This window comes from Simiduia aestuariiviva (genome assembly GCF_014192475.1).
GTDB classification, from domain to species: domain Bacteria; phylum Pseudomonadota; class Gammaproteobacteria; order Pseudomonadales; family Cellvibrionaceae; genus Simiduia; species Simiduia aestuariiviva.
Genome location: NZ_JACHXZ010000003.1, coordinates 83,032 through 103,778, shown reverse-complemented (window position 1 = coordinate 103,778; position 20,747 = coordinate 83,032). Strand labels below are relative to the sequence as shown.

Sequence of the window (20,747 nt, the reverse complement as noted above, 5' to 3'; positions counted from 1 at the left end):
ATCCAGCCTGCTGGATTGATCCAACCTGCTGGATTGATCCAACCTGCTGGATTGCTTGTCAGTCCATTAACGTTTTTTGTGCACCAATAACAATAAGGGGTTGCTATGAACGTTCAGCTTCACAGATTATTTCGCTTTTTTACACCGGCAGTAGTCGCTGTTTCTTTGATGGGTTTAATGCTGGGCTGCCAGCCCTCTGCGACCGATGATGCTGAGCTTCAGGTAAATACTGCGTTGGGTAAGTATCTCGATTCAGTAACGATTCCTGAGTTGCAGGCAAAGATGGATGCCGGTGACCTCAGTTCCGTACAGATCACGCAGTTCTTCCTCGCAAACATAGCAAAGAAAAATGCCGAGCTTAATGCCATCATTCAGGTTAATCCCGAAGCCTTGAGTATTGCCAGTGTGCTCGACCAAGAGCGCAGCGAAGGGCGTCTGCGCGGGCCGCTGCACGGAATCCCCATTGTCATAAAAGACAATATTGAAACCGCGGATATGGCAACCACCGCCGGCTCGCTGGCACTCATAGACAATGAAACCCGCCGCGACGCACCTGTGGTGGCGAAGCTGCGCGCAGCTGGCGCCATTATTTTGGGAAAGGCCAATCTAAGTGAATGGGCCAATATTCGATCGGAGCGATCGTCCTCTGGTTGGAGTGCGATTGGCGGCCAGGCGCGCAATCCACACGATCTAAATCGCTCGCCCTGCGGGTCAAGTGCGGGATCAGGTGTGGCAGTGGCGGCAAACTTGGCGGTGGCGGCTATCGGTACCGAAACCAACGGCTCAATTGTGTGCCCTTCGTCGGCCAACGGCATTGTGGGCATAAAACCCACTGTGGGTTTGGTTTCTCGGCGCCACATTGTGCCCATTTCCCACACCCAGGATACCGCGGGGCCAATGGCAAAGTCGGTGCTGGATGCCGCGATTATTTTGTCTGTGATTCAAGGTGAAGATGTCGCCGATCCGGCGACAACTGCGTTGGCGTACGATTTCCAGCAGAATTTTAAACCGGATACTTCGGTTCAATTGACCGGTAAGCGAATTGGCGTGGTGCTGTCGGGCGCAGCCGACCATGAAGCTGTACTGGCGGTGTTTAACGCTGCCAAAGCGCGCATAGCGCAAGCCGGAGCTGTTGTCATTGATGATTTGAAGTTGACGCCTTACGACGGTTTTTATGGCGATGCCTACGATGTGTTGCTCTATGAGCTAAAGGCGGATCTCAATGCATATTTCTCAACGCTGCCTTCGGATTTAAATCAGTTAACCTTGGCCAAAGTGATTCAATTCAATCGCGACAATGCCGAGCGCGAAATGCCGTACTTTCAGCAGGAAATATTTCACAAATCACAGGCCAAAGGTGACCTGTCTGATGTTGGTTATGTGGAAGCTCTGGCCAACATACGCCGTGCTACCCGTGACAACGGTATCGACAAATTGATGAGTGAACATGCTTTGGACGCCATCATCAGTGTGACGCTGGGTCCGGCCTGGTCAATTGATCAACTCAACGGCGATCATTTCACGGGGTCATTTTCTAGCTATCCCGCCATTGCTGGTTACCCCCATATCACCCTGCCAATGGGTAAGGTGCATCATATGCCAGTAGGCCTGTCCATCACCGGACGTGCACTTGACGAGAAGGCGTTGATAGACATTGCCCAAGCCGTTGAAAACGCCTTGCAGGACGATGGTAAATCCGTGCGCTAATCAGCGGTCCGATCAGCAATGCCACACATTGCTGTCAAGTTATAGTGGCCTTTCGGCGCGCCAGTGATTCGTTTAAGCGTATCACTGGCGCCTGAAGGCCGATCAATTCATTACAATACCCGCCTTTTCTCTTCCCAGTTTTGCGGAGTTATTTCATGTTTAAGCGCATCCAATTTGCCGGCTTAATGTTGGCGCTCGGTCTGTTGGCCGCCTGCTCGACGCAACAAGATAGGGCGTTGGCTCCCGAAGAGGTCGATGCACAAGCATTGGATGCTTTTTTTCAGGCGCAATTTGACGCCGGCTTGGCCCGCGCGCCGGAGTTTAAAACCTACCTTGGGCTGCTCGACGATCTCGATGCCTATGGGCGCTGGAATGATGTAAGTGATGACGCGCGCGTTGCAGATATTGAGCGAACACGAAATACATTGGCGGAGCTGCGCACGCGGTTTGCCAATGCAACGCTGCCCGAGCGGGCCCGCGTGTCCTACAAATTTGCAGAATTTGTGGCGGAAAACAGTCTTCAGCAAGCGGCATTCGACGATCAGCATTACGTTTTCACGCAGTTTTTTGGTCCTCATACCGATATGAGCACGCTACTGATTGGCTATCATAAAGTCGAAACGGTGGCGCACGCTGAGGCTTACCTTCGTCGCTTGCAGTCCTACGGCGATGTATTAAACATCCACATTGATAGCGCGGAGCAACGCGCCGCCGCCGGTGTTCTGCCACCGGCGTTTGCCTACCCGGTAATTATTGAGACGAGCCAGGGTTTGATCTCAGGTGCGCCCTTTGGTGCTGGCGAGGGCGATTCACCCCTGTGGGCGGATTTTGCAGCAAAAGTTGATGACTTGAATGTCGAGGCTTCGGTTAAAGCAGATTTGAAAGCGCGCGCCAAACAGGCGCTATTGAACAGCGTAAAGCCTGCTTACGATCGCTTGATTGGTGTGATGACCGCGCAAGCTGCGCAAGCGGGTCCGGATGATGGCGTCTGGAAATTACCACGCGGCGAGGCCTACTACCAAGCGCAGCTGGCAAACTACACGACCCGCGATGACCTCACTGCCGATCAGATTCACCAGCTGGGGTTAGATGAGGTTGAACGCATCCACGAAGAGATGCGTGCGATTATGGCGCGCGTTAAATTCGAGGGAAACTTGCAGGCGTTTTTTACCCATTTGCGCGAAAGCGATGAATTTTATTACACCAATGATGAGGCGGGGCGGCAGCGTTATCTGCGCGAGGCGACCGCGTTCATTGATCAGATGATGGCGCTCGCCCCTGAATATTTCGGGACCCTGCCGAAGGCGGCGCTCGAAGTGCGTGCGGTAGAGCCCTATCGCATTGAAACGGCTACCGGTGCGTTCTATGAGCCGGGATCTCTCGATGGCAGTCGCCCCGGTGCCTATTACGTCAACTTGAGCGACATGCGCGAGTTACCGGTATACCAAATGGAGACGCTCGCCTATCACGAAGGTGCGCCGGGTCACCACTTCCAAGGCAGTATTGCGCAGGAGTTGCGCGATGTTCCTATGTTTCAAAAACTCACTTGGTACTCAGCTTACGGCGAAGGCTGGGCGCTCTATGCGGAAAAGATGGGTAAAGACATGGGCGCCTTTACCGATCCCTACCAAGATTTCGGCCGTTTAAGTTACGAAGTCTTTCGCGCCGCTCGACTGGTGGTAGACACCGGTGTTCACGCCAAGCGTTGGACTGAACAGCAGGCGCAGCAGTACATGCTCGCCAATACCCCCATGACACGGGGCGACATTGAAAATGAAGTGCGTCGCTATATTGTTTGGCCCGGCCAGGCGGTATCTTACAAAGTAGGTATGTTGACGATTCTTGAGCTGCGCCAAAAAGCCAAGGATGCATTGGGCGATAAGTTTGATTATCGGGCCTTCCATGATGCGGTACTGACTAACGGCTCATTGCCACTCTCGTTGTTGGCCGAGCAGGTGGATGCCTACATTGCCAAGGTATTGGCCGATTGAGTGATATGCACAAATTTTAGGCCAAAAAAAAAGCACTCGAAGAGTGCTTTTTTTTGGCTGAATGAGTATGGCTTAAACGGCCATTTCCTTCAGTTTCTTTAGCGGGCGAATCTTAACCGAGGTGCTTGCAGGCTTGGCCTTGAACATGGTCTCTTCACCGGTGAAGGGGTTGATGCCCTTGCGTGCCTTTTTGGCAGGCTTCTTCACGGTGTTGATTTTTAGCATGCCGGGCAGTACGAATTCACCGCAGGCTCTTTTCTTGATGTGGGCTTCAATGACGTTGCCCAGCTCTTCTAACACAGCGCTGACTTCTTTTTTGCTCAGTTCAGTGGTTTCTGCAATGTGGGTGACAATTTGGGTTTTGGTAAAACGCTCGCTGACGGCTTTCAGAGCAGCGGGCTTTTTGGCCGCTTTGGCTTTAGGTGCGGCTTTCGCTTTTGCTGGAGCTTTTTTGGCAGGGGCTTTTTTGGCGGCCATGCGTGAATCCTTTTGAAATTGGTTTTTGTTTTAACTTCATTAAATTTAAAGGGTAAGCAGCCTGGGCTGGCTTAGGTAGCCGTCCCTGATTATCGAGGGTGAAAAAGGCCTTGTTTTATAGGCTTAAACGCTCCTCGGTGCGCTTGGACACTATATATAAAGCATTCTTAGGGATGCGGCAATAACAGATTGCAGAAAAGCTTAAAAAAAGGCGTTTTTTCTGACTTTGGCGGATGAGCCGCCACTAATGGCTACCAATGTTCACACAGGTAACAGTCGCGCCTAGTGGCATTAAGTGCGGTTGTTGGGCCGCGCCACCGTATTAAAGACATCTACCCAGTATTGGCTGAATTGACTGCCGGCGTAGCGATTGATTTCTAAAATGGCGCGGATGAGCGGGCGCTGGGGCAGATTCACATGGGCGCGACTGTTCACGCAGGCGTCGAAGGCATCCACTATGGCGATAATTTTTGCGCCGTCGCATATTTGGCTCTCATTGAGTCTGTCGGGGTAGCCCGTACCGTTCATGGTTTCGTGGTGTTGCGCCACCATCTCGGCAGCGTCATCCCAGGTGCCCATAGTGCGCAGCAAATCGACGGCGATGTGGAGATGGGCGCGAACCTGTTCTCGCTCGCCTTCGGTATAGGTGCCCGGTTTATGGAGCAGGCTCAAGGGTAGGAAGGCCATGCCAAAGTCGTGCATATAGACCGCCGCCAGCAATTGACTGGGGTCTATGGGGTTGTTGGCCGCGCGGTTCATATTGAGCGCTAGCTGTGCAATGCGCCGCGTGCGACCCTGCCAATAGGGTGAGCGCTGGTCGATAGCGGGCAGTAACTGGGAGAAAAAATTGAGGTCTTGATTGGGGTCGATCCCGAAATCTGAAAACTCGTGGCCGGCCTCCAAAGGTGTTTCTATTTCTGAGTTAAGCGCCGCGATGCAGTGGTGGATCAGTTTGGGCCTTTGCTCGGCAGTACAGTCTGCCAGCTTGCTGATGGCGGCGCAGATGGGTGGTATCTGGTCGTCCGCCATGGGGGCTGGCTGGCCATGTAGCCGGCTGTCCACCAGCTTGTGCGTGTTGTCCATGGCCAGCAGAATCACATCGCTCAACAGGTCGTCGTAGGCAATTTTCCCCTGGCGCAGCGGTTCCAGCACATCTTCTACGCTTTGCAGCAGCGGGCAGATGTCGGCCAGCCCGATGTAAATAAGATTGCCTTTGATGGTGTGTACGCGCCGAAACAGGTCCGCCAGTAGTGCTGTATCCTGTGGGCTGCGCTCCAGCTTGAGCAGCAGGCGCTCGGCCGCTTGGTAGGCTTCTTCGAAGTCGGCAAAGAAATCGGACACCATTTCCTGATCGGGGTTGGCGAAGTCCAGAGGGGGCATAGTCTCGGTCCCGTGACAATTGCATGAAGCTTAGACCAGAAACGTGGTTTATCCGCCGCCACGCACAGGCTATAATCGCCCGTTTTTCACGCTCAGGCCCCAAATGTGGGCATCCGCTGGGCGCTGAAAAGCCCTAAATACCCAAATTTTGCCAGTTTGACTGTCAGGAGCTGTTATGCCCATCTATGAGTATCGCTGTGGGTCCTGTGGACATGAACTTGAGGCGCTGCAAAAAATCAGCGATGCGCCTCTGACCGATTGCCCTGAATGTAAGCAGGCTAGTCTGACCAAACAGGTGTCGGCGGCCGGTTTTCGTTTAAAAGGTGGCGGTTGGTACGAGACCGACTTTAAGGGCGGTAAAAAGAAAAACTTGGCGGGTGACTCAAGCGCCCCCGCCAAAGCGTCGGACTCAGCAAAGAGCGCGTCCGCCAAAGGCTCAACTGCGGGAGCAGCCTGAGCCGCTGGATTCATTAATAGAACAATCATTTATTTAGATAACGGGATTTCTGATTATGCGCACCGAATACTGTGGCGCCCTTAACGCATCATTTATAGATCAAGAGGTCACCCTGTGTGGCTGGGTAGACCGTCGGCGCGACCATGGCGGTGTGATTTTCTTAGACCTGCGCGATCGCGATGGCATCGTGCAGGTGGTGTTTGATCCCGATTCGGCCAATTTCGCACTCGCCGACAAGGTGCGCAGTGAATATGTGCTGAAGGTCACAGGGCGCGTGCGTGCGCGCAGTGAGGCGACGGTCAATCCCAAGATGTCTACCGGTGAAGTGGAAGTGTACGGCACGGGATTGGAAATTCTGAATACCGCCGAAACGCCACCCTTCCAGTTAGATTCTCACGTCAGCGTGGGCGAGGACGTGCGTTTAAAGTATCGCTATGTGGATTTGCGTCGCACCGAGATGCAGCACAACCTGCGATTCCGCTCGAAAGTGACCACCGCCATTCGCAACTATTTGGACGGCGCGGGTTTCTTGGATATTGAAACTCCTATCCTGACCCGTGCCACCCCCGAGGGCGCGCGCGATTATTTGGTGCCATCGCGCACGCACGACGGCAAGTTTTTCGCGCTGCCTCAGTCGCCTCAGTTGTTTAAGCAGCTGTTAATGGTGTCGGGATTCGATCGCTACTATCAAGTGGCCAAGTGTTTCCGCGATGAAGACTTGCGCGCCGATCGCCAGCCTGAATTTACCCAAATCGATATCGAAACCTCGTTCATGGACGAGGCCGGCATCATGGGCATCACCGAGGGCATGATCAAAGACTTGTTCAAATCCTTGATGGATGTGGATTTGGGCGATTTCCCGCACATGAGCTGGCAAGAGGCCATGGATAAGTACGGCTCAGACAAGCCGGACCTGCGCATTCCTCTGGAATTGGTAGAAATCAAAGACCTGCTCAAAGACATCGAATTTAAAGTGTTTGCCGGCCCCGCCAATGATCCCAAGTGCCGGGTTACGGCATTGAAGGTGCAGGGCGGTGCGGAAATTTCGCGCAAGCAAATCGATGATTACACCAAGTTTGTGGGCATTTACGGCGCGAAGGGCTTGGCGTGGATTAAAGTTAACGAAATTGAGAAGGGCGTTGAAGGCCTGCAGTCGCCCATCATTAAGTTCTTGGGCGATGACGTCACCATGAAGGTGATGGAACGCGTGGATGCCAAAAATGGCGACATCGTGTTCTTCGGTGCCGACACTATTAAAGTTGTTACGGAAGCATTGGGCGCATTGCGCTGCAAGATTGGTGCGGACCTCGATCTCTACACCTGTAAGTGGGCGCCACTGTGGGTGGTCGACTTCCCCATGTTCGAAGAGACCGACGATGGCGTGACGGCATTGCACCATCCCTTCACTGCGCCCTCGTGCTCGCCCGAAGAGCTGGTGGCCAACCCGACCACCGCGTTGTCGCGCGCCTACGATATGGTGCTAAACGGCACCGAGCTGGGGGGTGGATCTGTGCGTATTCACGATCAATCCATGCAACAGGCGGTGTTTAAGATTCTGGGCATCAGTGCCGAAGAGCAGCGCGAAAAGTTTGGCTTCTTGTTGGACGCGCTTAAATACGGTGCCCCACCGCACGGCGGTTTGGCCTTTGGCTTGGATCGCTTGATTATGCTAATGACCGATTCCGCGTCGATTCGCGATGTCATTGCCTTCCCGAAAACCCAATCGGCGGCCTGTGTGATGACCGACGCCCCGGGCGCCGTAGACACCAAACAATTGCGCGAGCTGCACATTAAGTTGCGTGAAAAAGAGAAGAAAGAAGAGGCCAAATAGGCCTCACTCTCGACCTGTTGATTGACGCTTAAGGGGACATACCACCATGGCAGGCCACAGTAAGTGGGCAAATATCCGGCATCGCAAGGCGGCACAGGACGCCAAGCGCGGCAAGATTTTTACCAAGATCATTCGTGAACTTACCGTGGCGGCCAAAGGTGGCCCCAACCCCGACGACAACCCCCGCTTGCGCGCAGCCGTCGATAAGGCGCTGGGCGCCAATATGAAGCGCGATACCATCGAAAAGGCCATTGCTAAAGGGGCGGGCATAGGCGATGCCGACAACTACGAAGAGTGCACCTACGAAGGTTACGCGGTAGCTGGCGTGGCGGTGCTCATTGAGTGCATGACCGACAACCGCAATCGCACCGTCGCCGATGTGCGCCATGCGTTTAGTAAGCGCGGTGGCAATTTGGGTACCGACGGCTCAGTGGCCTACTTGTTTTCGCGCACCGGCGTCATATTGTTTGAGTCGGGCGATGAAGATGCACTGATGGAGGTGGCCATTGAGGCGGGCGCCGAGGATGTGGTGAGCCAAGACGATGGCAGTATCGAAATCCAAACGGCGTTTGAAGATTTTCTAAACGTCAAAGAGGCCTTAGTGGCTGCCGGCTTTACCCCAGACAACGCCGAAGTGACCATGTTACCGTCCACCCAAGTGGCCATTGGCGATGTGGAAACTGCGCAAAAGGTCATGGGCTTGATCGACATGCTAGAAGACCTCGACGACGTGCAAAACGTGTATACCAATGCCGATATCGCACCAGATATCATGGCTGCGCTCGACTGACTTGCCCCCTGTTGGTGGCCGTGGGACACTCTCGGCCTTCGACATCATCAAGACGCTCCTATGTCCATTATTCTGGGTATCGACCCGGGTTCACTGAAAACGGGCTTTGGCATAATCGATACCCAAGGCCGGCAGCCGCGCTACGTTACCAGCGGCGTTATTCGCCTGCCTACCGGCGAGTTGCCTGCGCGGTTAAAAATTATCTTTGACGGCATTACCCAAATCATTGGCGAATACCAGCCCGATGAATTCGCCATCGAGCATGTTTTTATGGCAAAGAGCGCCGGTAGCGCGCTGAAATTGGGGCAGGCGCGTGGGGCAGCCATCGTGGCGGCGGTGCACGCGGATTTGCCGGTGGCTGAATACGAGGCGCGCAAAGTAAAGCAGGCGGTGGTCGGCAATGGCGGGGCCACAAAAGAGCAGGTGCAACACATGGTCAAGGCCTTGTTGGCACTGCCCGGTACGCCGCAGGAAGATGCCGCCGATGCACTGGCCGTGGCGCTGTGCCACAGCCATTCACGGGGTATGATGGCGAGCACAGATGCCGGTCGCTACCGGCGCGGGCGCATCGTCAAATAGCGGCGACGCCGCTGCCGATAAAATCTACCCGGTTAACCTAACGCTATAAAAGAGACACTCATGATCGGACGCATAACAGGCCGAATAGTTGAAAAGCAGCCACCGTTTGTGGTGGTGGACACCCAAGGCGTGGGCTACGAAATTCAGGCGCCCATGACCACCTTCTATAAACTGCCTGAACTCGGCGCGAGCTGTACGTTGCACACCCATTTGGCGATTTCGGAAACGGCCCACCAGCTGTTTGGCTTTGCCGACAAATCCGATCGCGAATTGTTTCGCACGTTGATTAAAGTCAGTGGTGTGGGGCCGAAGATGGCACTGGGTATTTTGTCGGGCATGGAGGCGGCAACCATCGCGCGCTGTGTAGCGCAAGACAATGTGGCCGCATTGGTGAAAGTACCCGGTGTGGGTAAAAAAACCGCCGAGCGTTTGGTGATTGAGCTGCGCGATAAACTGGCGGGCTTTGGCGCAGAGTCCGGCGCGTTGGCGGCCCTGGAACAGGCCAGTGGCGCTCCTGTAGTTGCAGACGCTCGCGATGACGCCGAAGCGGCTTTAATCGCCCTGGGTTACAAGCCGGCAGACGCCACCAAAGCCATTGGCAGCGCGCACAAACAATCGCCCGATGCCAACAGTCAGGAGTTAATTCGCCTGGCACTTAAAGCCATGATTCCGGTGTAGTGACCGACCTATGATTGAAAAAGACCGTCTTATCAGCGCCGAAACTGTCGAGCGCGAAGATTTACTCGACCGCACGGTGCGCCCCAAACAGTTGGCAGATTATGTGGGGCAGGCCAAAGTGCGCGAGCAAATGGAAATATTTATTGCCGCAGCCCTCGGACGCAAAGAGGCGCTGGATCACACCTTGGTTTTCGGCCCGCCTGGTTTGGGCAAAACAACCCTCGCCAACATCGTTGCCAATGAAATGGGGGTCGCGTTAAAAAGTACGTCGGGGCCCGTGCTGGATAAAGCCGGTGATCTGGCTGCGCTGATGACCAACCTAGAGCCGGGCGATGTCTTATTTATCGATGAGATTCACCGCTTGAGCCCGGCCGTTGAGGAAATCTTGTACCCGGCCATGGAAGATTTTCAGTTGGATATCATGATTGGCGAGGGCCCGGCTGCGCGCTCCATCAAGTTGGATCTCCCGCCCTTCACGCTGGTGGGAGCGACTACCCGCGCGGGTTTATTGACCTCACCGCTGCGCGATCGCTTCGGCATAGTGCAGCGCTTGGAGTTTTATGACGTCAAAGATCTAACTCATATCGTCAACCGTTCAGCCAAATTGATGGGTATCACCATGGATGAGTCGGGCGCCTTTGAAGTGGCGCGGCGCTCGCGCGGTACACCGCGCATCGCCAACCGGTTGTTGCGACGGGTGCGCGATTTTGCCGAGGTTAAAAGTGATGGCCGCGTCACGGCCAGCGTGGCCGATGCCGCCTTGAACATGTTGGCGGTTGACGAGCAGGGCTTCGATCAAATGGATCGCCGACTGCTACTGGCCATGATCGAAAAGTTTGCCGGTGGGCCGGTGGGCGTGGAGAGTTTGGCCGCCGCCATCAGTGAAGAGCGCGACACCATTGTAGATGTTTTGGAACCCTACCTTATCCAACAGGGGTACCTGATGCGCACGCCGCGCGGGCGCGTGGTCACTCAGTTGGCATACGAAGTGTTTGGCCTGCAGGAGCCTCGCCGTGACTGAGTTGGCCCCCTTTGCGTTGCCCCTGCGCGTCTACATCGAAGACACCGATGCCGGCGGCATCGTTTACTACGTGAACTATTTAAAATTTATGGAGCGTGCACGCACTGAATTTATGCGCACGCTCGGGTATGATAAGCCGGCATTTTTGGCCGGTGACCGCCTGCTAGTGGTGCATTCGGCTAACACCCGCTACCTTCGAGCTGCGCGTTTAGACGACGGCTTGCAGGTCACTGCGCAGGTGAGTAGATTAGCGCGCAGTTATGTCGTGTTTCGGCAGTGTGTTTACCGTGGCGACGAACTTTTGTGCGAAGCTGAAATCAAAGTGGCCTGTGTGCGTCAACACGACATGCGCCCGATGCCTCTGCCGGAGGACGTGCACGCGGCACTGGCAGCTAAAACTTAATAAACTGATTCGAGACCCGTCTGCATGAACACACCCGAACCCCTGTCGATTTGGAGCCTGATTGCCGAGGCCAGCCTGTTGGTGCAATTGGTCATGGCGTTGCTGTTTTTGGCGTCCATTGTGTCGTGGGCAATGATCGTTCAGCGCGGCATATACCAACATCGCGCGTCATTGGCACTGAAAGAGTTTGAACGGCACTTTTGGTCTGGCGTTGATCTGAGTCAGTTGTATCGCCAGGGTAGTGGCAAGGGCGGCCAGACCGAGGGTCTGGAAAATATTTTCCGCGCCGGCTTTAAAGAGTTTTCCCGTTTGCGCCAACAGTCGGGCGCCGATCCCGATGCGGTCATGGAAGGCGTGCAGCGCGCCATGCGCGTAGCCTTGGCGCGCGAAGAGGAAAAACTTGAAACCCATTTGCCGTTTCTAGCCAGCGTTGCATCGGTCAGCCCCTACATCGGTCTATTCGGTACCGTGTGGGGCATCATGAATTCCTTTCGCGGCTTGGCCAACGTGCACCAAGCGACACTGGCCACGGTGGCGCCCGGCATCTCTGAAGCCTTGGTGGCCACTGCCATGGGCTTGTTTGCCGCCATTCCCGCCGTACTCGCCTACAACCGCTACAGTGCCAAGGCAGAATCTTTGACCGCGGCCTATGAAACGTTTTCCGATGAGTTTTCGGCTATTTTGCACCGCCAAGTGCATTCAAAGTAGTGCCGCACACCACGACCAGTCGCCAGCGCAGGGCAGGAATTTCACATGAGCGGTAAACGCGTTAAGAAAAAACCCATGGCGGAGATCAACGTCGTTCCCTATATCGACGTGATGCTGGTGTTGTTGGTGGTGTTTATGGTCACCGCGCCACTGTTGATGCAGGGTGTCAAAGTGGATTTGCCCAAAGCGCCTTCAGCGCCCATGGATCAAACTGATGAAGAGCCTTTAATCGTCTCTGTTAAAAAAGACGGCACCTATTACATCAACTTGGGTGCCAATCAAAAAAGCGCGAAACCGCTGAAAGAAATCACCGATACCGTCGCCAAAATATTGCGTCAAAAGCCGCAGACACCGGTGTTGGTGTGGGGCGATCACCGGGCAGAGTACGGATTGGTGGTGTCGTTAATGTCCGATCTGCAGGCGGCCGGTGCGCCCTCGGTGGGCTTGGTAACCGAGCCTCCGGTGCTGTAGGCCCATTGTGAATTTACCCGCCTTCCCAATTCTCGTCAGTGTGGGCCTGCATCTAATCTTGGTTGCGGTGCTTGCGTTCGGCTGGGAATCGACCGCTGTGCCTAAAAAGCAGGTGGCGCCGAATTATGTGGAGGCGCGATTGGTGAAACTGGAAACCTCTGCGCCCAAACAGCAGCGCGCCAAGCCACAAAAGGTGATTGATGTAGCTGCGCAGCGCCGCGAGAAAGAGCGCCGCGAGGCCGAGGCTAGAAAACAACAGCAAAAGCTCGCGCAGGAAAAAGCCGCCCGTGAAAAGGCCGCCAAAGACAAGGCAGCCAAAGACAAAGCGGCCGCAGAAAAGGCCAAGCGAGATCGCGAACTCAAAGAAAAGCAGGCGCAGGAAGAGCGCCGTCGTCGCCGCGAGGCGGAGCTGTTTGAGGCGGTGGAAGAGGAGGATGAGTTTCTCTCCGATAAACTGAGCGCCGAAGCCGCGCAAAGTTATATGGCCGCCATACAAAACAGGGTGGAAATGAACTGGAGTCGCCCACCGTCGGCGCGCAATGGTATGAGCTGCACCCTGCGCATACAGTTGGTACCCACTGGGCGAGTCATTGATGTAAAAGTGATTAAGTCGAGCGGCAACCCCGCTTTCGACCGCAGTGCCGAAGCGGCAGTGCGCAAGGCGGAGCGCTTTCCCGAGCTGCAGGGCATGGATCCTCAGCACTTCGAGCGCAACTTTAGGCAGTTTAATTTGAAATTCGAACCACAGGATTTGCGGCAGTGAAAAAACTCTTCGTATTGCTTTTTGGCTTGGTGTTTTGCCTGCGCGCGCAGGCGGATCTGACCATTGAAATTACCCAGGGCGTCGACAACCCCACCATCATCGGCATCGTGCCCTTTGGCTGGAGCGGCACCCGAGGTCTGCCGGAAGACATCCCTGAAATTGTGCGCGCCGATCTCACTCTCAGCGGTCAATTTCGCTCTGTGCCGGTCAAAGATATGTTGGCCTTCCCGCGCGCGGAAGCGGAGGTGATCTACCGCGATTGGCGCATTCTGGGCACTGAGTTTTTGGTGACTGGCGATATTCAGGAAGTGGCGGGGCGCTTTACCGTCACCTTTGAGTTGTTCGATATCCTTGGTCAGCGCAAGGTTTTTCGCAAAACTGTGGCGGGCAGTGAATCTCAGCTGCGCGACTTGGCCCACTTCATTAGCGATGAAGTGTATGAAAAAATCACCGGCATTCGCGGCGCCTTTTCCACGCAAGTATTGTACGTGGAAGCTTTTCAGCAGAGTCTGCCCACCGATCGCTTTCGTTTAATGCTGGCCGACGCCGATGGCGCCCGCCCGCGCTTGTTGTTAGAGTCCAAGCACCCGTTAATGTCGCCTACTTGGTCCGCCGATGGTAAGCGCGTTGCCTATGTGTCCTTTGAAACCGGAAGGGCAGCTATTTTTGTGCAGGAGTTGGCGACGGCTAGGCGCGAGCAGGTGACAAACTTTAAAGGGCTGAACGGTGCACCGGCATTCTCACCTGACGGTGAACGATTGGCGCTGGTGTTATCAAAAGACGGCAATCCGGAGCTCTACACGCTGCACTTGGGCACGCGTCAACTGTCGCGCGTCACGCAGCATTTTGCCATCGACACCGAACCGAGTTGGACACCTGACGGTAAGGCGCTAGTTTTTACGTCTAATCGTGGAGGAAAGCCACAAATTTACAAAGTAACACTTGCAACTGGGATAGTAGAACGCTTAACCTTTGCCGGCGATTACAACGCCAGGGCGCGTGTTTCCCCTGATGGAAAGAGTTTGGTCATGGTGCATCGTTCAAACGGTGTATTTCATATCGCTACTCAAGACATTCAAAGTGGTGATCTGCGAGTTTTGACAGAGACCTACTTGGACGAGTCGCCGAGTATTGCACCGAATGGTGCTATGCTGATGTACGCGACACGCTTTCAGGGCAAGGGCATTTTGGCAGCAGTTTCTCTCGATGCCGGTGTTAAGTTCCGATTGCCGTCCAAACAGGGAGATGTTCGGGAGCCAGCTTGGTCACCCTTTTTCGACTAAAACCTCAAATCCAAAGTGGAGTGAGTTATGACTTTTCAAACAATCAAGCGTGGTATGGGTCTGGCAGTTGTTTTGGCAGTAGTTGCAGGCTGTAGCAGCAACACCAAAAAAGAAGAAGTAGATCCAAATGCCAATGCGCAACCAGTGGTACAAGAGCCGGTACAAAAAGCAGAGCCAGCGCCAGAAGTTCTGGAAACTGTGTTCTACTTCGACTTCGACGAGTCAATGCTGAAGCCAGGTGCCCGCGCCGAGCTGACCAAGCACGCGATGCGTTTGAAGGCGACCCCACGTAACGTGCGTATCGAAGGTCACACCGACGAGCGCGGTTCACGTGAATACAACATGGCTCTGGGCGAGCGTCGTGCGAATGCCGTACGCGATTTCCTCGTTCTGCAAGGTGTTGATGCGTCAATGTTAGAAGTAGTGAGCTACGGCGAAGAGCGCCCAGCAGCTATGGGTAGCAACGAAAGCGCCTACGGCCAAAACCGTCGCGCCGAAGTTAAGTAAGCGTTACTGCTCTGAACAAAAAGGCCGGTTAATCCGGCCTTTTTGCATTTTAGGGTGGCTCCGGCGTATATTGGCTCCTGAATTTACGCCGGTGGCCCCAGCTAGATCCCGCCTCAACATCGCGATGTCCACCTTGAGTTGGAGCATCTGATCTCGGTCCCCCGGTTGACAGGCTCAGTGCGCTGCCCGACGCGTTCGGTTTAGCGGCATAGGGCGATGTGTCTTTAGGTATTTTGGCGCTAAGCCATCAATTGAATATTCGTTACACAAAAGAGAAGACAGTATGAAGTTTGTACTCGCATTGGGTGCTGCCAGCGTCTTGGGTTGGGTCGGCGTAGCCAACGCCCAAGTTACCGTCGTTGAAGCTCGCCCTACGGCTCAAGCTACGCCCACGGCGCAAACCGGTGCGCCGGCAGCCAATCAACAAACGGACCTCTATTTTCGTTTGCAGGCGTTGCAGCAGGAAGTGCTAGAGTTGCGCGGTCTGGTGGAAGAGCAGGCCTTCGAGCTCAATCGCTTAAAGCAGCAGCGGCAGGACGATTATCTCGACCTGGATCGACGCATTGGCGCTCTCAGTGGCGGAGCCACTAAGGCGGCGGCCAACGACATCGCCATTCCCGCCGACAATGCGGATGATGGTGCGGCCTATAAAGCGGCCTATGCCAAGTTGCGCCAGCGCGATCTGCAGGGCGCCACCCAGGGCTTTAGCCAGTATTTAGAGCAATTTCCCAAGGGCCAATATGCCGCCAACAGCCAGTATTGGTTGGGGGAGATCTATTTGGTAGAGGGTAAATTGGAGTTGGCGCGCCAGTGGTTCGAGCGCGTCACCAAGGAATTTCCCGCCGATCGCAAGGCCCCCGATGCCCAGTTCAAGTTGGGTACTGTGTTGTTTCAGTTGGGTGACAAGGCCAAGGCCAAGGCCCTGCTGCAACAGGTGGCCAACAGCAATGCGGATGCCGCGCGGCTCGCGAAAGACTTCCTGAGCCAGAACTTCTAGTGACGCGCCGGTGCGCCTAAGGCCTCGCATGCGGGCGCGCTTTTGCGTAAGATTGCCGGCTTTTTAGCGTGGACTCAGGCATGGCTAAGCCAAACCTCAAAATCACCGAGATATTTCACTCGCTTCAGGGTGAGGCGCGGGCTATCGGCCTGCCCACGGTGTTTGTGCGTCTAACGGGTTGCCCATTGCGGTGCCACTATTGCGATTCGGCCTATGCCTTCCATGGTGGCGAACGTCGGGATTTGGACGAGATCCTCGCCGAAGTGGCCAGTTACAAAGCGCGTAACGTGTGTGTGACTGGGGGCGAGCCGCTGGCGCAGGCAAACTGCATTCCGTTGCTTGCCGCGCTCTGTGACGCCGGTTTTGAGGTGTCGCTGGAAACCAGTGGGGCCTTGGATATCAGTGCGGTGGATGCCCGCGTCAGCCGCGTGTTAGACCTAAAGACCCCCGCTTCAGGCGAGTGCCATCGCAACTTGTGGGACAACATTCCACACCTGACAGCACACGATCAGGTCAAATTTGTGATCTGCGATAAAGATGATTTTGATTGGGCCTGTTTCAAGGTGAGCGAGCACGATTTGTGCGCGCGCGCCGGTGACGTGTTGTTTTCGCCGTCCTTTGGGCAGGTAAATCCCACCGACTTGGCCAATTGGGTCATCGAATCTGGGTTGCCGGTGCGGTTTCAGCTACAACTGCACAAGTTGCTATGGGGTGATGAACCTGGCCACTAAGCTGCGTATTTTATGGGTGATGTGGATGCTGTCTGTCAGTATTGGCGTCGCGCATGCCCAACCCGAGCCGTTGCAGGCTGGAACCGCTGATGTGCCACCCTGGGGCCTGATTGGCGATTCGGGCGAGCCGCAGGGGTTATTGGTGGAGTTTCAGGCCTTGTTGGCAGAGCGCGCAGGGCTGCCGGTCACGTCAAAACTGTTGCCATACCCGCGAGTGATTCGAGACTTGGCGATGGGTAACGCCGATATGGGCGTGATGTTTGTCAGTCCCAGTGCCGAGGAGGTGGGCTTCTCGCTGGGCGAGGTGGTGACCATTGGTGTGGTGGCGCTGGTGCCGGCCTCGGCCGGTGAATTTACCGGTTTGGATGATTTTGCGGGCTTGCGCGTGGGTTTTGTGCGCGGTTCTAAATACGGTGCACAATTTGACAATAATCCGCGTTTCGAGCGAATCGGTGTCCATTCGGCCGACCAAGGCTTGCAGATGCTCAGCATGGGGCGTCTCGATGTGATGGTGGCCACTGAGCAAGCGCTGGCCTTTGGCTTGTACCGTAAGCAGCTTGAATCCAGCCTGTTTAAAGTGGCGTTATCGGTGGGTGTAACCCGTGCGGATTTGTACGTTAACCATGAGAAGTTAACGGCCCCGTGGGTGCCGCAGGTGCGCAATGCGCTCACGGCGTTGCGCGCTGATGGCAGCTTGCATCGCCTGTTTTATCAGCACGACATGTGGCCGCGTTCCAAGGCTTGTTTTGAGCGGGGGCGGTGTCTTGCCACACAGGCGCCGGTTAAAACGCAAGAGAAGTAGAGGTAGCAATGACACAGAAGCGGGCCGTAGTTTTGGTTTCTGGCGGTTTGGATTCCACTACCGTTGTGGCCATGGCGCAAGCGCAGGGCTATGAAGTTTATGCCTTGAGCTTTGATTATGGGCAACGGCACCGGGCCGAACTGCACGCCGCCGAGCGCACCGCCAAGGCCATGAAGGTTGCCATGCACAAGGTGGTGCAATTGGATTTACGCACCATCGGTGGCTCCGCACTCACCGACAATGACATCGATGTGCCCGAGCAGGAAAGTGAGGGGATTCCCGTCACCTACGTGCCCGCGCGCAATACTGTGTTTCTCTCTATCGCCTTGGGTTGGGCGGAGGTCTTGGGTTCGCTCGATATTTTTATTGGGGTCAATGCCGTTGACTATAGCGGCTACCCCGATTGCCGCCCCGAATTTATTGCCGCCTACGAAGCCATGGCAAATCTGGCGACGAAGGCGGGGGTCGAGGGGCGGCAGTTGCGCATCCACACCCCGCTAATCGATCTGAGCAAGGCTGATATTGTAAAGCGCGGCACCGAATTGGGTGTGGATTACCGCTTAACGGTGTCGTGTTATCAGGCGACGGAATCGGGCGCGGCCTGTGGAAAGTGTGACAGTTGTCGGTTGCGGCGCGCTGGTTTTGAGGCTGCAGGCCTGCCGGATGCCACGATTTACAGCTGATTTGTTGGCGTTTTTTTGACCAGAAAAAACCCGAATAAGCGCTTGTCTTTTCCAATTAAATCAGTACTATATGCGCCTCCTTACGGGGGTCGTTAGCTCAGTCGGTAGAGCAGTTGGCTTTTAACCAATTGGTCGCGCGTTCGAGTCGCGCACGACCCACCACTTATTTCAGATTTTTCTGTTGGCAGTATTAGCAGGATCATCTTCCCCGTTTATGGGTCGTTAGCTCAGTCGGTAGAGCAGTTGGCTTTTAACCAATTGGTCGCGCGTTCGAGTCGCGCACGACCCACCATAATCGGCTAGGTTCGCAGGGCGTTGCGCTCGGTTCCAGTCAGTAATTAAACCGCCTTTTGGGCGGTTTTTTTATGCCTCGGGATTGCCCCTCGCGCGGCATCAACCTGTGGTAGAATCCGCCGGATAACTGCATGTTGAGAGTGTTATGACCGAAGTACTAGACCGTGAACTCGTGAAGGCCCACCTGGCCGCTGAACCCGCTGCCGAGATGTCCGTCGAGCAGGTTGAGGCCGCCAAGGCGCGCATCAAGCAGCTGCTGATCCGAGAGAATGCGGTAATCGTCGCCCACTACTACACAGACCCCTTGATTCAGGCGCTGGCCGAAGAGACGGGCGGTTGCGTCGCCGACTCTTTGGAGATGGCGCGTTTTGGCAGTCAGCATAGTGCCACCACCCTCGTGGTTGCGGGCGTGAAATTCATGGGTGAGACGGCCAAGATCCTCACGCCCGAAAAGCGCGTGCTCATGCCAACCCTAGAGGCTACTTGTTCGCTGGATATCGGTTGTCCCGTGGATGAATTCAGCGCCTTTTGCGATGCCCACCCAGATCGCACCGTCGTCGTGTATGCCAACACCTCAGCCGCCGTTAAAGCGCGCGCAGACTGGGTGGTGACATCAAGCATTGCGCTCGATGTGGTTGAGCACCTAGATGCACAAGGCCAAAAGATAATTTGGGCGCCCGATAAGCACTTGGGCGGCTACGTGCAAAAGCAAACGGGCGCAGACGTGCTGCTGTGGGATGGCGCCTGTATCGTGCACGAAGAATTTAAAGCACAGGGCGTACAGGATTTGGTGGCGCGTCACCCCAACGCCGCCGTGTTGGTACACCCCGAATCGCCCGCGGCGGTGGTTGAACTCGCCGATGTGGTGGGGTCCACGTCGCAGCTCATTAAGGCTGCCCAAACGCTGCCCAATACCGAATTTATCGTGGCCACGGACCAGGGTATTTTTTATAAAATGCAGCAGCTCTGTCCAGAGAAAACCTTCCACATTGCGCCCACGGCGGGCTCGGGTGCCACTTGCCGCAGCTGCGCCAACTGCCCGTGGATGGCCATGAACAGTCTGGAAAATTTGGCGCACTCGCTCGACACTGGCAGCAATGAGATGTTTGTGGAGCGCGCCCTCGGTGAGCGCGCCATGTTGCCGCTCAATCGCATGCTGGCATTCACCAAAAATAAGTAGCTATCAAAAGAAGTCATTTACAACAAGCAAACAAAAAATACAGTGCGCCGCCCACGCAGGTGGCGCCATAACGACAATGCCCACACAGATGGGCATGCCTATACGGAGTGAGTCATGTTGCAAGGTAGTATGGTCGCGCTGGTGACCCCAATGACAGCGGAAGGCGCGCTGGATTGGGACAGTCTGCACGCGCTGGTGGATTGGCATATTGAGCAGGGCACCCACGCCATTGTGGCCGTGGGAACCACGGGCGAGTCTGCCACCTTGACGGTGGATGAGCATTTGGCGGTGATTACTGCCGTGGTTAAGCGGGTGGCGGGTCGAATACCGGTCATCGCGGGCACTGGAGCCAATTCAACCCAAGAGGCTGTAGAGCTTACTGAAAGTGCTCAGCGCGCGGGTGCTGACGCCTGTTTGCTCGTGACCCCCTATTACAACAAGCCCACGCAAGAAGGGCTTTATCGCCACTTTTTGCATGTGGCCGACACCGTAAACATTCCGCAGATTCTGTACAACGTACCGGGTCGCACGGGTGTTGATCTGAAGCCCGAGACGGTGTTGCGCTTGTGTGGACACCCCAATATCGTCGGTATTAAGGAGGCAACCGGCGATTTGGATCGTGCGCGCCAGCTGATTGACCAGACGCCTGAGGATTTTCTGATCTATTCCGGTGACGATGAAACCGCCGTTGAATTGATACTGCTTGGCGGCAAGGGCAATATCAGCGTCACGGCCAATGTGGCCGCTAAAGAGGTGGCGCATATGTGTGAACTTGCGCTGGCCGATAAGGTCGAAGAGGCGCGCGCCATTAATGCCAAGCTGATGCCTGTGCATAAAGCCATGTTTGTGGAATCCAATCCGATACCCGTCAAATGGGCAGTGGCTTTGCAAGGGCGCATGTCCCATGGCATTCGACTGCCATTGACGCCGTTATCTGAAAACTATCACCAGCAGGTCCGCGATGCCTTGAGTGGCGCAGAACTGTTGTAACTTGTTCGTGTGGGCCGTGGCCCG

22 protein-coding genes and 2 tRNA genes are annotated in these 20,747 nt (G+C 55.3%); 22 read left to right on the top strand and 2 right to left on the bottom strand.

The window, feature by feature from the left end:
- Nucleotides 1-105: 105 nt before the first annotated feature.
- Both FHS30_RS10195 and FHS30_RS10190 read left to right on the top strand, forming a co-directional pair.
- Nucleotides 106-1,707: an amidase gene (locus FHS30_RS10195; RefSeq protein WP_183910386.1), complete on the top strand. Its 1,602-nt coding sequence runs from the start codon at nt 106-108 to the stop codon at nt 1,705-1,707.
- 155 nt (nt 1,708-1,862) lie between these two features.
- The gene (locus FHS30_RS10190) at nt 1,863-3,698 is read left to right on the top strand and encodes a DUF885 domain-containing protein (protein WP_183910385.1); all 1,836 of its coding nucleotides are present in this window, start codon (nt 1,863-1,865) and stop codon (nt 3,696-3,698) included.
- Nucleotides 3,699-3,770: 72 nt separating this feature from the next.
- On the opposite strand, the gene FHS30_RS10185 is transcribed toward FHS30_RS10190, so the two are convergent.
- Nucleotides 3,771-4,175 carry an HU family DNA-binding protein gene (locus tag FHS30_RS10185; protein ID WP_183910384.1) on the bottom strand — a complete coding sequence of 135 codons (405 nt, stop codon included), beginning with the start codon at nt 4,173-4,175 and terminating at the stop codon, nt 3,771-3,773.
- A 291-nt stretch (nt 4,176-4,466) separates the two neighbouring features.
- Nucleotides 4,467-5,555, bottom strand: a complete 1,089-nt coding sequence (locus tag FHS30_RS10180) for an HD domain-containing phosphohydrolase (protein WP_183910383.1) — start codon at nt 5,553-5,555, stop codon at nt 4,467-4,469.
- Between the two features lie 175 nt (nt 5,556-5,730).
- Here FHS30_RS10180 and FHS30_RS10175 point away from each other — a divergent pair, with 175 nt between their 5' ends.
- From FHS30_RS10175 to dapA, 20 genes are all read left to right on the top strand, one after another.
- Complete coding sequence (locus tag FHS30_RS10175; RefSeq protein WP_183910382.1) at nt 5,731-6,012, top strand: FmdB family zinc ribbon protein; 282 nt, start codon at nt 5,731-5,733, stop codon at nt 6,010-6,012.
- Between the two features lie 55 nt (nt 6,013-6,067).
- Nucleotides 6,068-7,843 carry an aspartate--tRNA ligase gene (gene aspS, locus FHS30_RS10170; RefSeq protein WP_183910381.1) on the top strand — a complete coding sequence of 592 codons (1,776 nt, stop codon included), beginning with the start codon at nt 6,068-6,070 and terminating at the stop codon, nt 7,841-7,843.
- 46 nt (nt 7,844-7,889) lie between these two features.
- Nucleotides 7,890-8,633 (top strand): YebC/PmpR family DNA-binding transcriptional regulator, encoded by a 744-nt coding sequence (locus tag FHS30_RS10165; RefSeq protein WP_183910380.1) that lies wholly within the window; start codon nt 7,890-7,892, stop codon nt 8,631-8,633.
- Between the two features lie 60 nt (nt 8,634-8,693).
- Nucleotides 8,694-9,212: a crossover junction endodeoxyribonuclease RuvC gene (gene ruvC, locus FHS30_RS10160; RefSeq protein WP_183910379.1), complete on the top strand. Its 519-nt coding sequence runs from the start codon at nt 8,694-8,696 to the stop codon at nt 9,210-9,212.
- A gap of 60 nt (nt 9,213-9,272) precedes the next feature.
- Nucleotides 9,273-9,890: a Holliday junction branch migration protein RuvA gene (gene ruvA, locus FHS30_RS10155; RefSeq protein ID WP_183910378.1), complete on the top strand. Its 618-nt coding sequence runs from the start codon at nt 9,273-9,275 to the stop codon at nt 9,888-9,890.
- A gap of 10 nt (nt 9,891-9,900) precedes the next feature.
- Nucleotides 9,901-10,911, top strand: coding sequence for a Holliday junction branch migration DNA helicase RuvB (ruvB, locus tag FHS30_RS10150; protein ID WP_183910377.1), 1,011 nt, complete (start codon nt 9,901-9,903; stop codon nt 10,909-10,911).
- 1 nt (nt 10,912) lies between these two features.
- Nucleotides 10,913-11,314 carry a tol-pal system-associated acyl-CoA thioesterase gene (gene ybgC, locus FHS30_RS10145; protein ID WP_183910939.1) on the top strand — a complete coding sequence of 134 codons (402 nt, stop codon included), beginning with the start codon at nt 10,913-10,915 and terminating at the stop codon, nt 11,312-11,314.
- Nucleotides 11,315-11,338: 24 nt separating this feature from the next.
- Nucleotides 11,339-12,022 carry a protein TolQ gene (gene tolQ / locus FHS30_RS10140; protein ID WP_183910376.1) on the top strand — a complete coding sequence of 228 codons (684 nt, stop codon included), beginning with the start codon at nt 11,339-11,341 and terminating at the stop codon, nt 12,020-12,022.
- Nucleotides 12,023-12,067: 45 nt separating this feature from the next.
- A complete protein-coding gene (gene tolR / locus FHS30_RS10135) occupies nt 12,068-12,493 on the top strand; it encodes a protein TolR (protein WP_183910375.1) in 426 nt (141 codons plus the stop codon).
- Nucleotides 12,494-12,500: 7 nt separating this feature from the next.
- Nucleotides 12,501-13,256 (top strand): cell envelope integrity protein TolA, encoded by a 756-nt coding sequence (tolA, locus tag FHS30_RS10130; RefSeq protein WP_183910374.1) that lies wholly within the window; start codon nt 12,501-12,503, stop codon nt 13,254-13,256.
- The gene (tolB, locus tag FHS30_RS10125) at nt 13,253-14,539 is read left to right on the top strand and encodes a Tol-Pal system beta propeller repeat protein TolB (RefSeq protein WP_183910373.1); all 1,287 of its coding nucleotides are present in this window, start codon (nt 13,253-13,255) and stop codon (nt 14,537-14,539) included. The genes tolA and tolB overlap by 4 nt, the downstream gene beginning before the upstream one ends.
- 27 nt (nt 14,540-14,566) lie before the next feature.
- Entirely contained in the window at nt 14,567-15,046 is a 480-nt protein-coding gene (pal, locus tag FHS30_RS10120; protein WP_183910372.1) for a peptidoglycan-associated lipoprotein Pal, read from the top strand.
- 283 nt (nt 15,047-15,329) lie between these two features.
- Complete coding sequence (ybgF, locus tag FHS30_RS10115; protein WP_183910371.1) at nt 15,330-16,043, top strand: tol-pal system protein YbgF; 714 nt, start codon at nt 15,330-15,332, stop codon at nt 16,041-16,043.
- An 80-nt stretch (nt 16,044-16,123) separates the two neighbouring features.
- Nucleotides 16,124-16,774 carry a 7-carboxy-7-deazaguanine synthase QueE gene (queE, locus tag FHS30_RS10110; RefSeq protein ID WP_183910370.1) on the top strand — a complete coding sequence of 217 codons (651 nt, stop codon included), beginning with the start codon at nt 16,124-16,126 and terminating at the stop codon, nt 16,772-16,774.
- Complete coding sequence (locus tag FHS30_RS10105; protein WP_183910369.1) at nt 16,758-17,576, top strand: substrate-binding periplasmic protein; 819 nt, start codon at nt 16,758-16,760, stop codon at nt 17,574-17,576. Before queE ends, FHS30_RS10105 begins: the two co-directional genes overlap by 17 nt.
- An 8-nt stretch (nt 17,577-17,584) precedes the next feature.
- A complete protein-coding gene (gene queC, locus FHS30_RS10100) occupies nt 17,585-18,259 on the top strand; it encodes a 7-cyano-7-deazaguanine synthase QueC (protein ID WP_183910368.1) in 675 nt (224 codons plus the stop codon).
- A gap of 86 nt (nt 18,260-18,345) precedes the next feature.
- A tRNA-Lys gene (locus FHS30_RS10095) sits at nt 18,346-18,421 on the top strand.
- A 54-nt stretch (nt 18,422-18,475) separates the two neighbouring features.
- A tRNA-Lys gene (locus FHS30_RS10090) sits at nt 18,476-18,551 on the top strand.
- A 147-nt stretch (nt 18,552-18,698) separates the two neighbouring features.
- Complete coding sequence (nadA, locus tag FHS30_RS10085; protein WP_183910367.1) at nt 18,699-19,733, top strand: quinolinate synthase NadA; 1,035 nt, start codon at nt 18,699-18,701, stop codon at nt 19,731-19,733.
- 114 nt (nt 19,734-19,847) lie between these two features.
- Nucleotides 19,848-20,723 carry a 4-hydroxy-tetrahydrodipicolinate synthase gene (gene dapA / locus FHS30_RS10080; protein ID WP_183910366.1) on the top strand — a complete coding sequence of 292 codons (876 nt, stop codon included), beginning with the start codon at nt 19,848-19,850 and terminating at the stop codon, nt 20,721-20,723.
- Nucleotides 20,724-20,747 lie beyond the last annotated feature (24 nt).

Excerpts from the sequence above, each read along its gene's own strand:
- queC (WP_183910368.1), top strand. The coding sequence starts at position 17,585 with ATGACACAGAAGCGGGCCGTAGTTTTGGTTTCTGGCGGTTTGGATTCC.
- tolQ (WP_183910376.1), top strand. The coding sequence starts at position 11,339 with ATGAACACACCCGAACCCCTGTCGATTTGGAGCCTGATTGCCGAGGCC.
- ybgF (WP_183910371.1), top strand. The coding sequence starts at position 15,330 with ATGAAGTTTGTACTCGCATTGGGTGCTGCCAGCGTCTTGGGTTGGGTC.
- FHS30_RS10180 (WP_183910383.1), bottom strand. The coding sequence starts at position 5,555 with ATGCCCCCTCTGGACTTCGCCAACCCCGATCAGGAAATGGTGTCCGAT.
- ruvA (WP_183910378.1), top strand. The coding sequence starts at position 9,273 with ATGATCGGACGCATAACAGGCCGAATAGTTGAAAAGCAGCCACCGTTT.
- tolR (WP_183910375.1), top strand. The coding sequence starts at position 12,068 with ATGAGCGGTAAACGCGTTAAGAAAAAACCCATGGCGGAGATCAACGTC.
- FHS30_RS10195 (WP_183910386.1), top strand. The coding sequence starts at position 106 with ATGAACGTTCAGCTTCACAGATTATTTCGCTTTTTTACACCGGCAGTA.
- pal (WP_183910372.1), top strand. The coding sequence starts at position 14,567 with ATGACTTTTCAAACAATCAAGCGTGGTATGGGTCTGGCAGTTGTTTTG.
- nadA (WP_183910367.1), top strand. The coding sequence starts at position 18,699 with ATGACCGAAGTACTAGACCGTGAACTCGTGAAGGCCCACCTGGCCGCT.
- ruvC (WP_183910379.1), top strand. The coding sequence starts at position 8,694 with ATGTCCATTATTCTGGGTATCGACCCGGGTTCACTGAAAACGGGCTTT.
- FHS30_RS10190 (WP_183910385.1), top strand. The coding sequence starts at position 1,863 with ATGTTTAAGCGCATCCAATTTGCCGGCTTAATGTTGGCGCTCGGTCTG.
- FHS30_RS10165 (WP_183910380.1), top strand. The coding sequence starts at position 7,890 with ATGGCAGGCCACAGTAAGTGGGCAAATATCCGGCATCGCAAGGCGGCA.
- dapA (WP_183910366.1), top strand. The coding sequence starts at position 19,848 with ATGTTGCAAGGTAGTATGGTCGCGCTGGTGACCCCAATGACAGCGGAA.
- FHS30_RS10185 (WP_183910384.1), bottom strand. The coding sequence starts at position 4,175 with ATGGCCGCCAAAAAAGCCCCTGCCAAAAAAGCTCCAGCAAAAGCGAAA.
- queE (WP_183910370.1), top strand. The coding sequence starts at position 16,124 with ATGGCTAAGCCAAACCTCAAAATCACCGAGATATTTCACTCGCTTCAG.
- FHS30_RS10175 (WP_183910382.1), top strand. The coding sequence starts at position 5,731 with ATGCCCATCTATGAGTATCGCTGTGGGTCCTGTGGACATGAACTTGAG.
- ruvB (WP_183910377.1), top strand. The coding sequence starts at position 9,901 with ATGATTGAAAAAGACCGTCTTATCAGCGCCGAAACTGTCGAGCGCGAA.
- aspS (WP_183910381.1), top strand. The coding sequence starts at position 6,068 with ATGCGCACCGAATACTGTGGCGCCCTTAACGCATCATTTATAGATCAA.
- FHS30_RS10105 (WP_183910369.1), top strand. The coding sequence starts at position 16,758 with ATGAACCTGGCCACTAAGCTGCGTATTTTATGGGTGATGTGGATGCTG.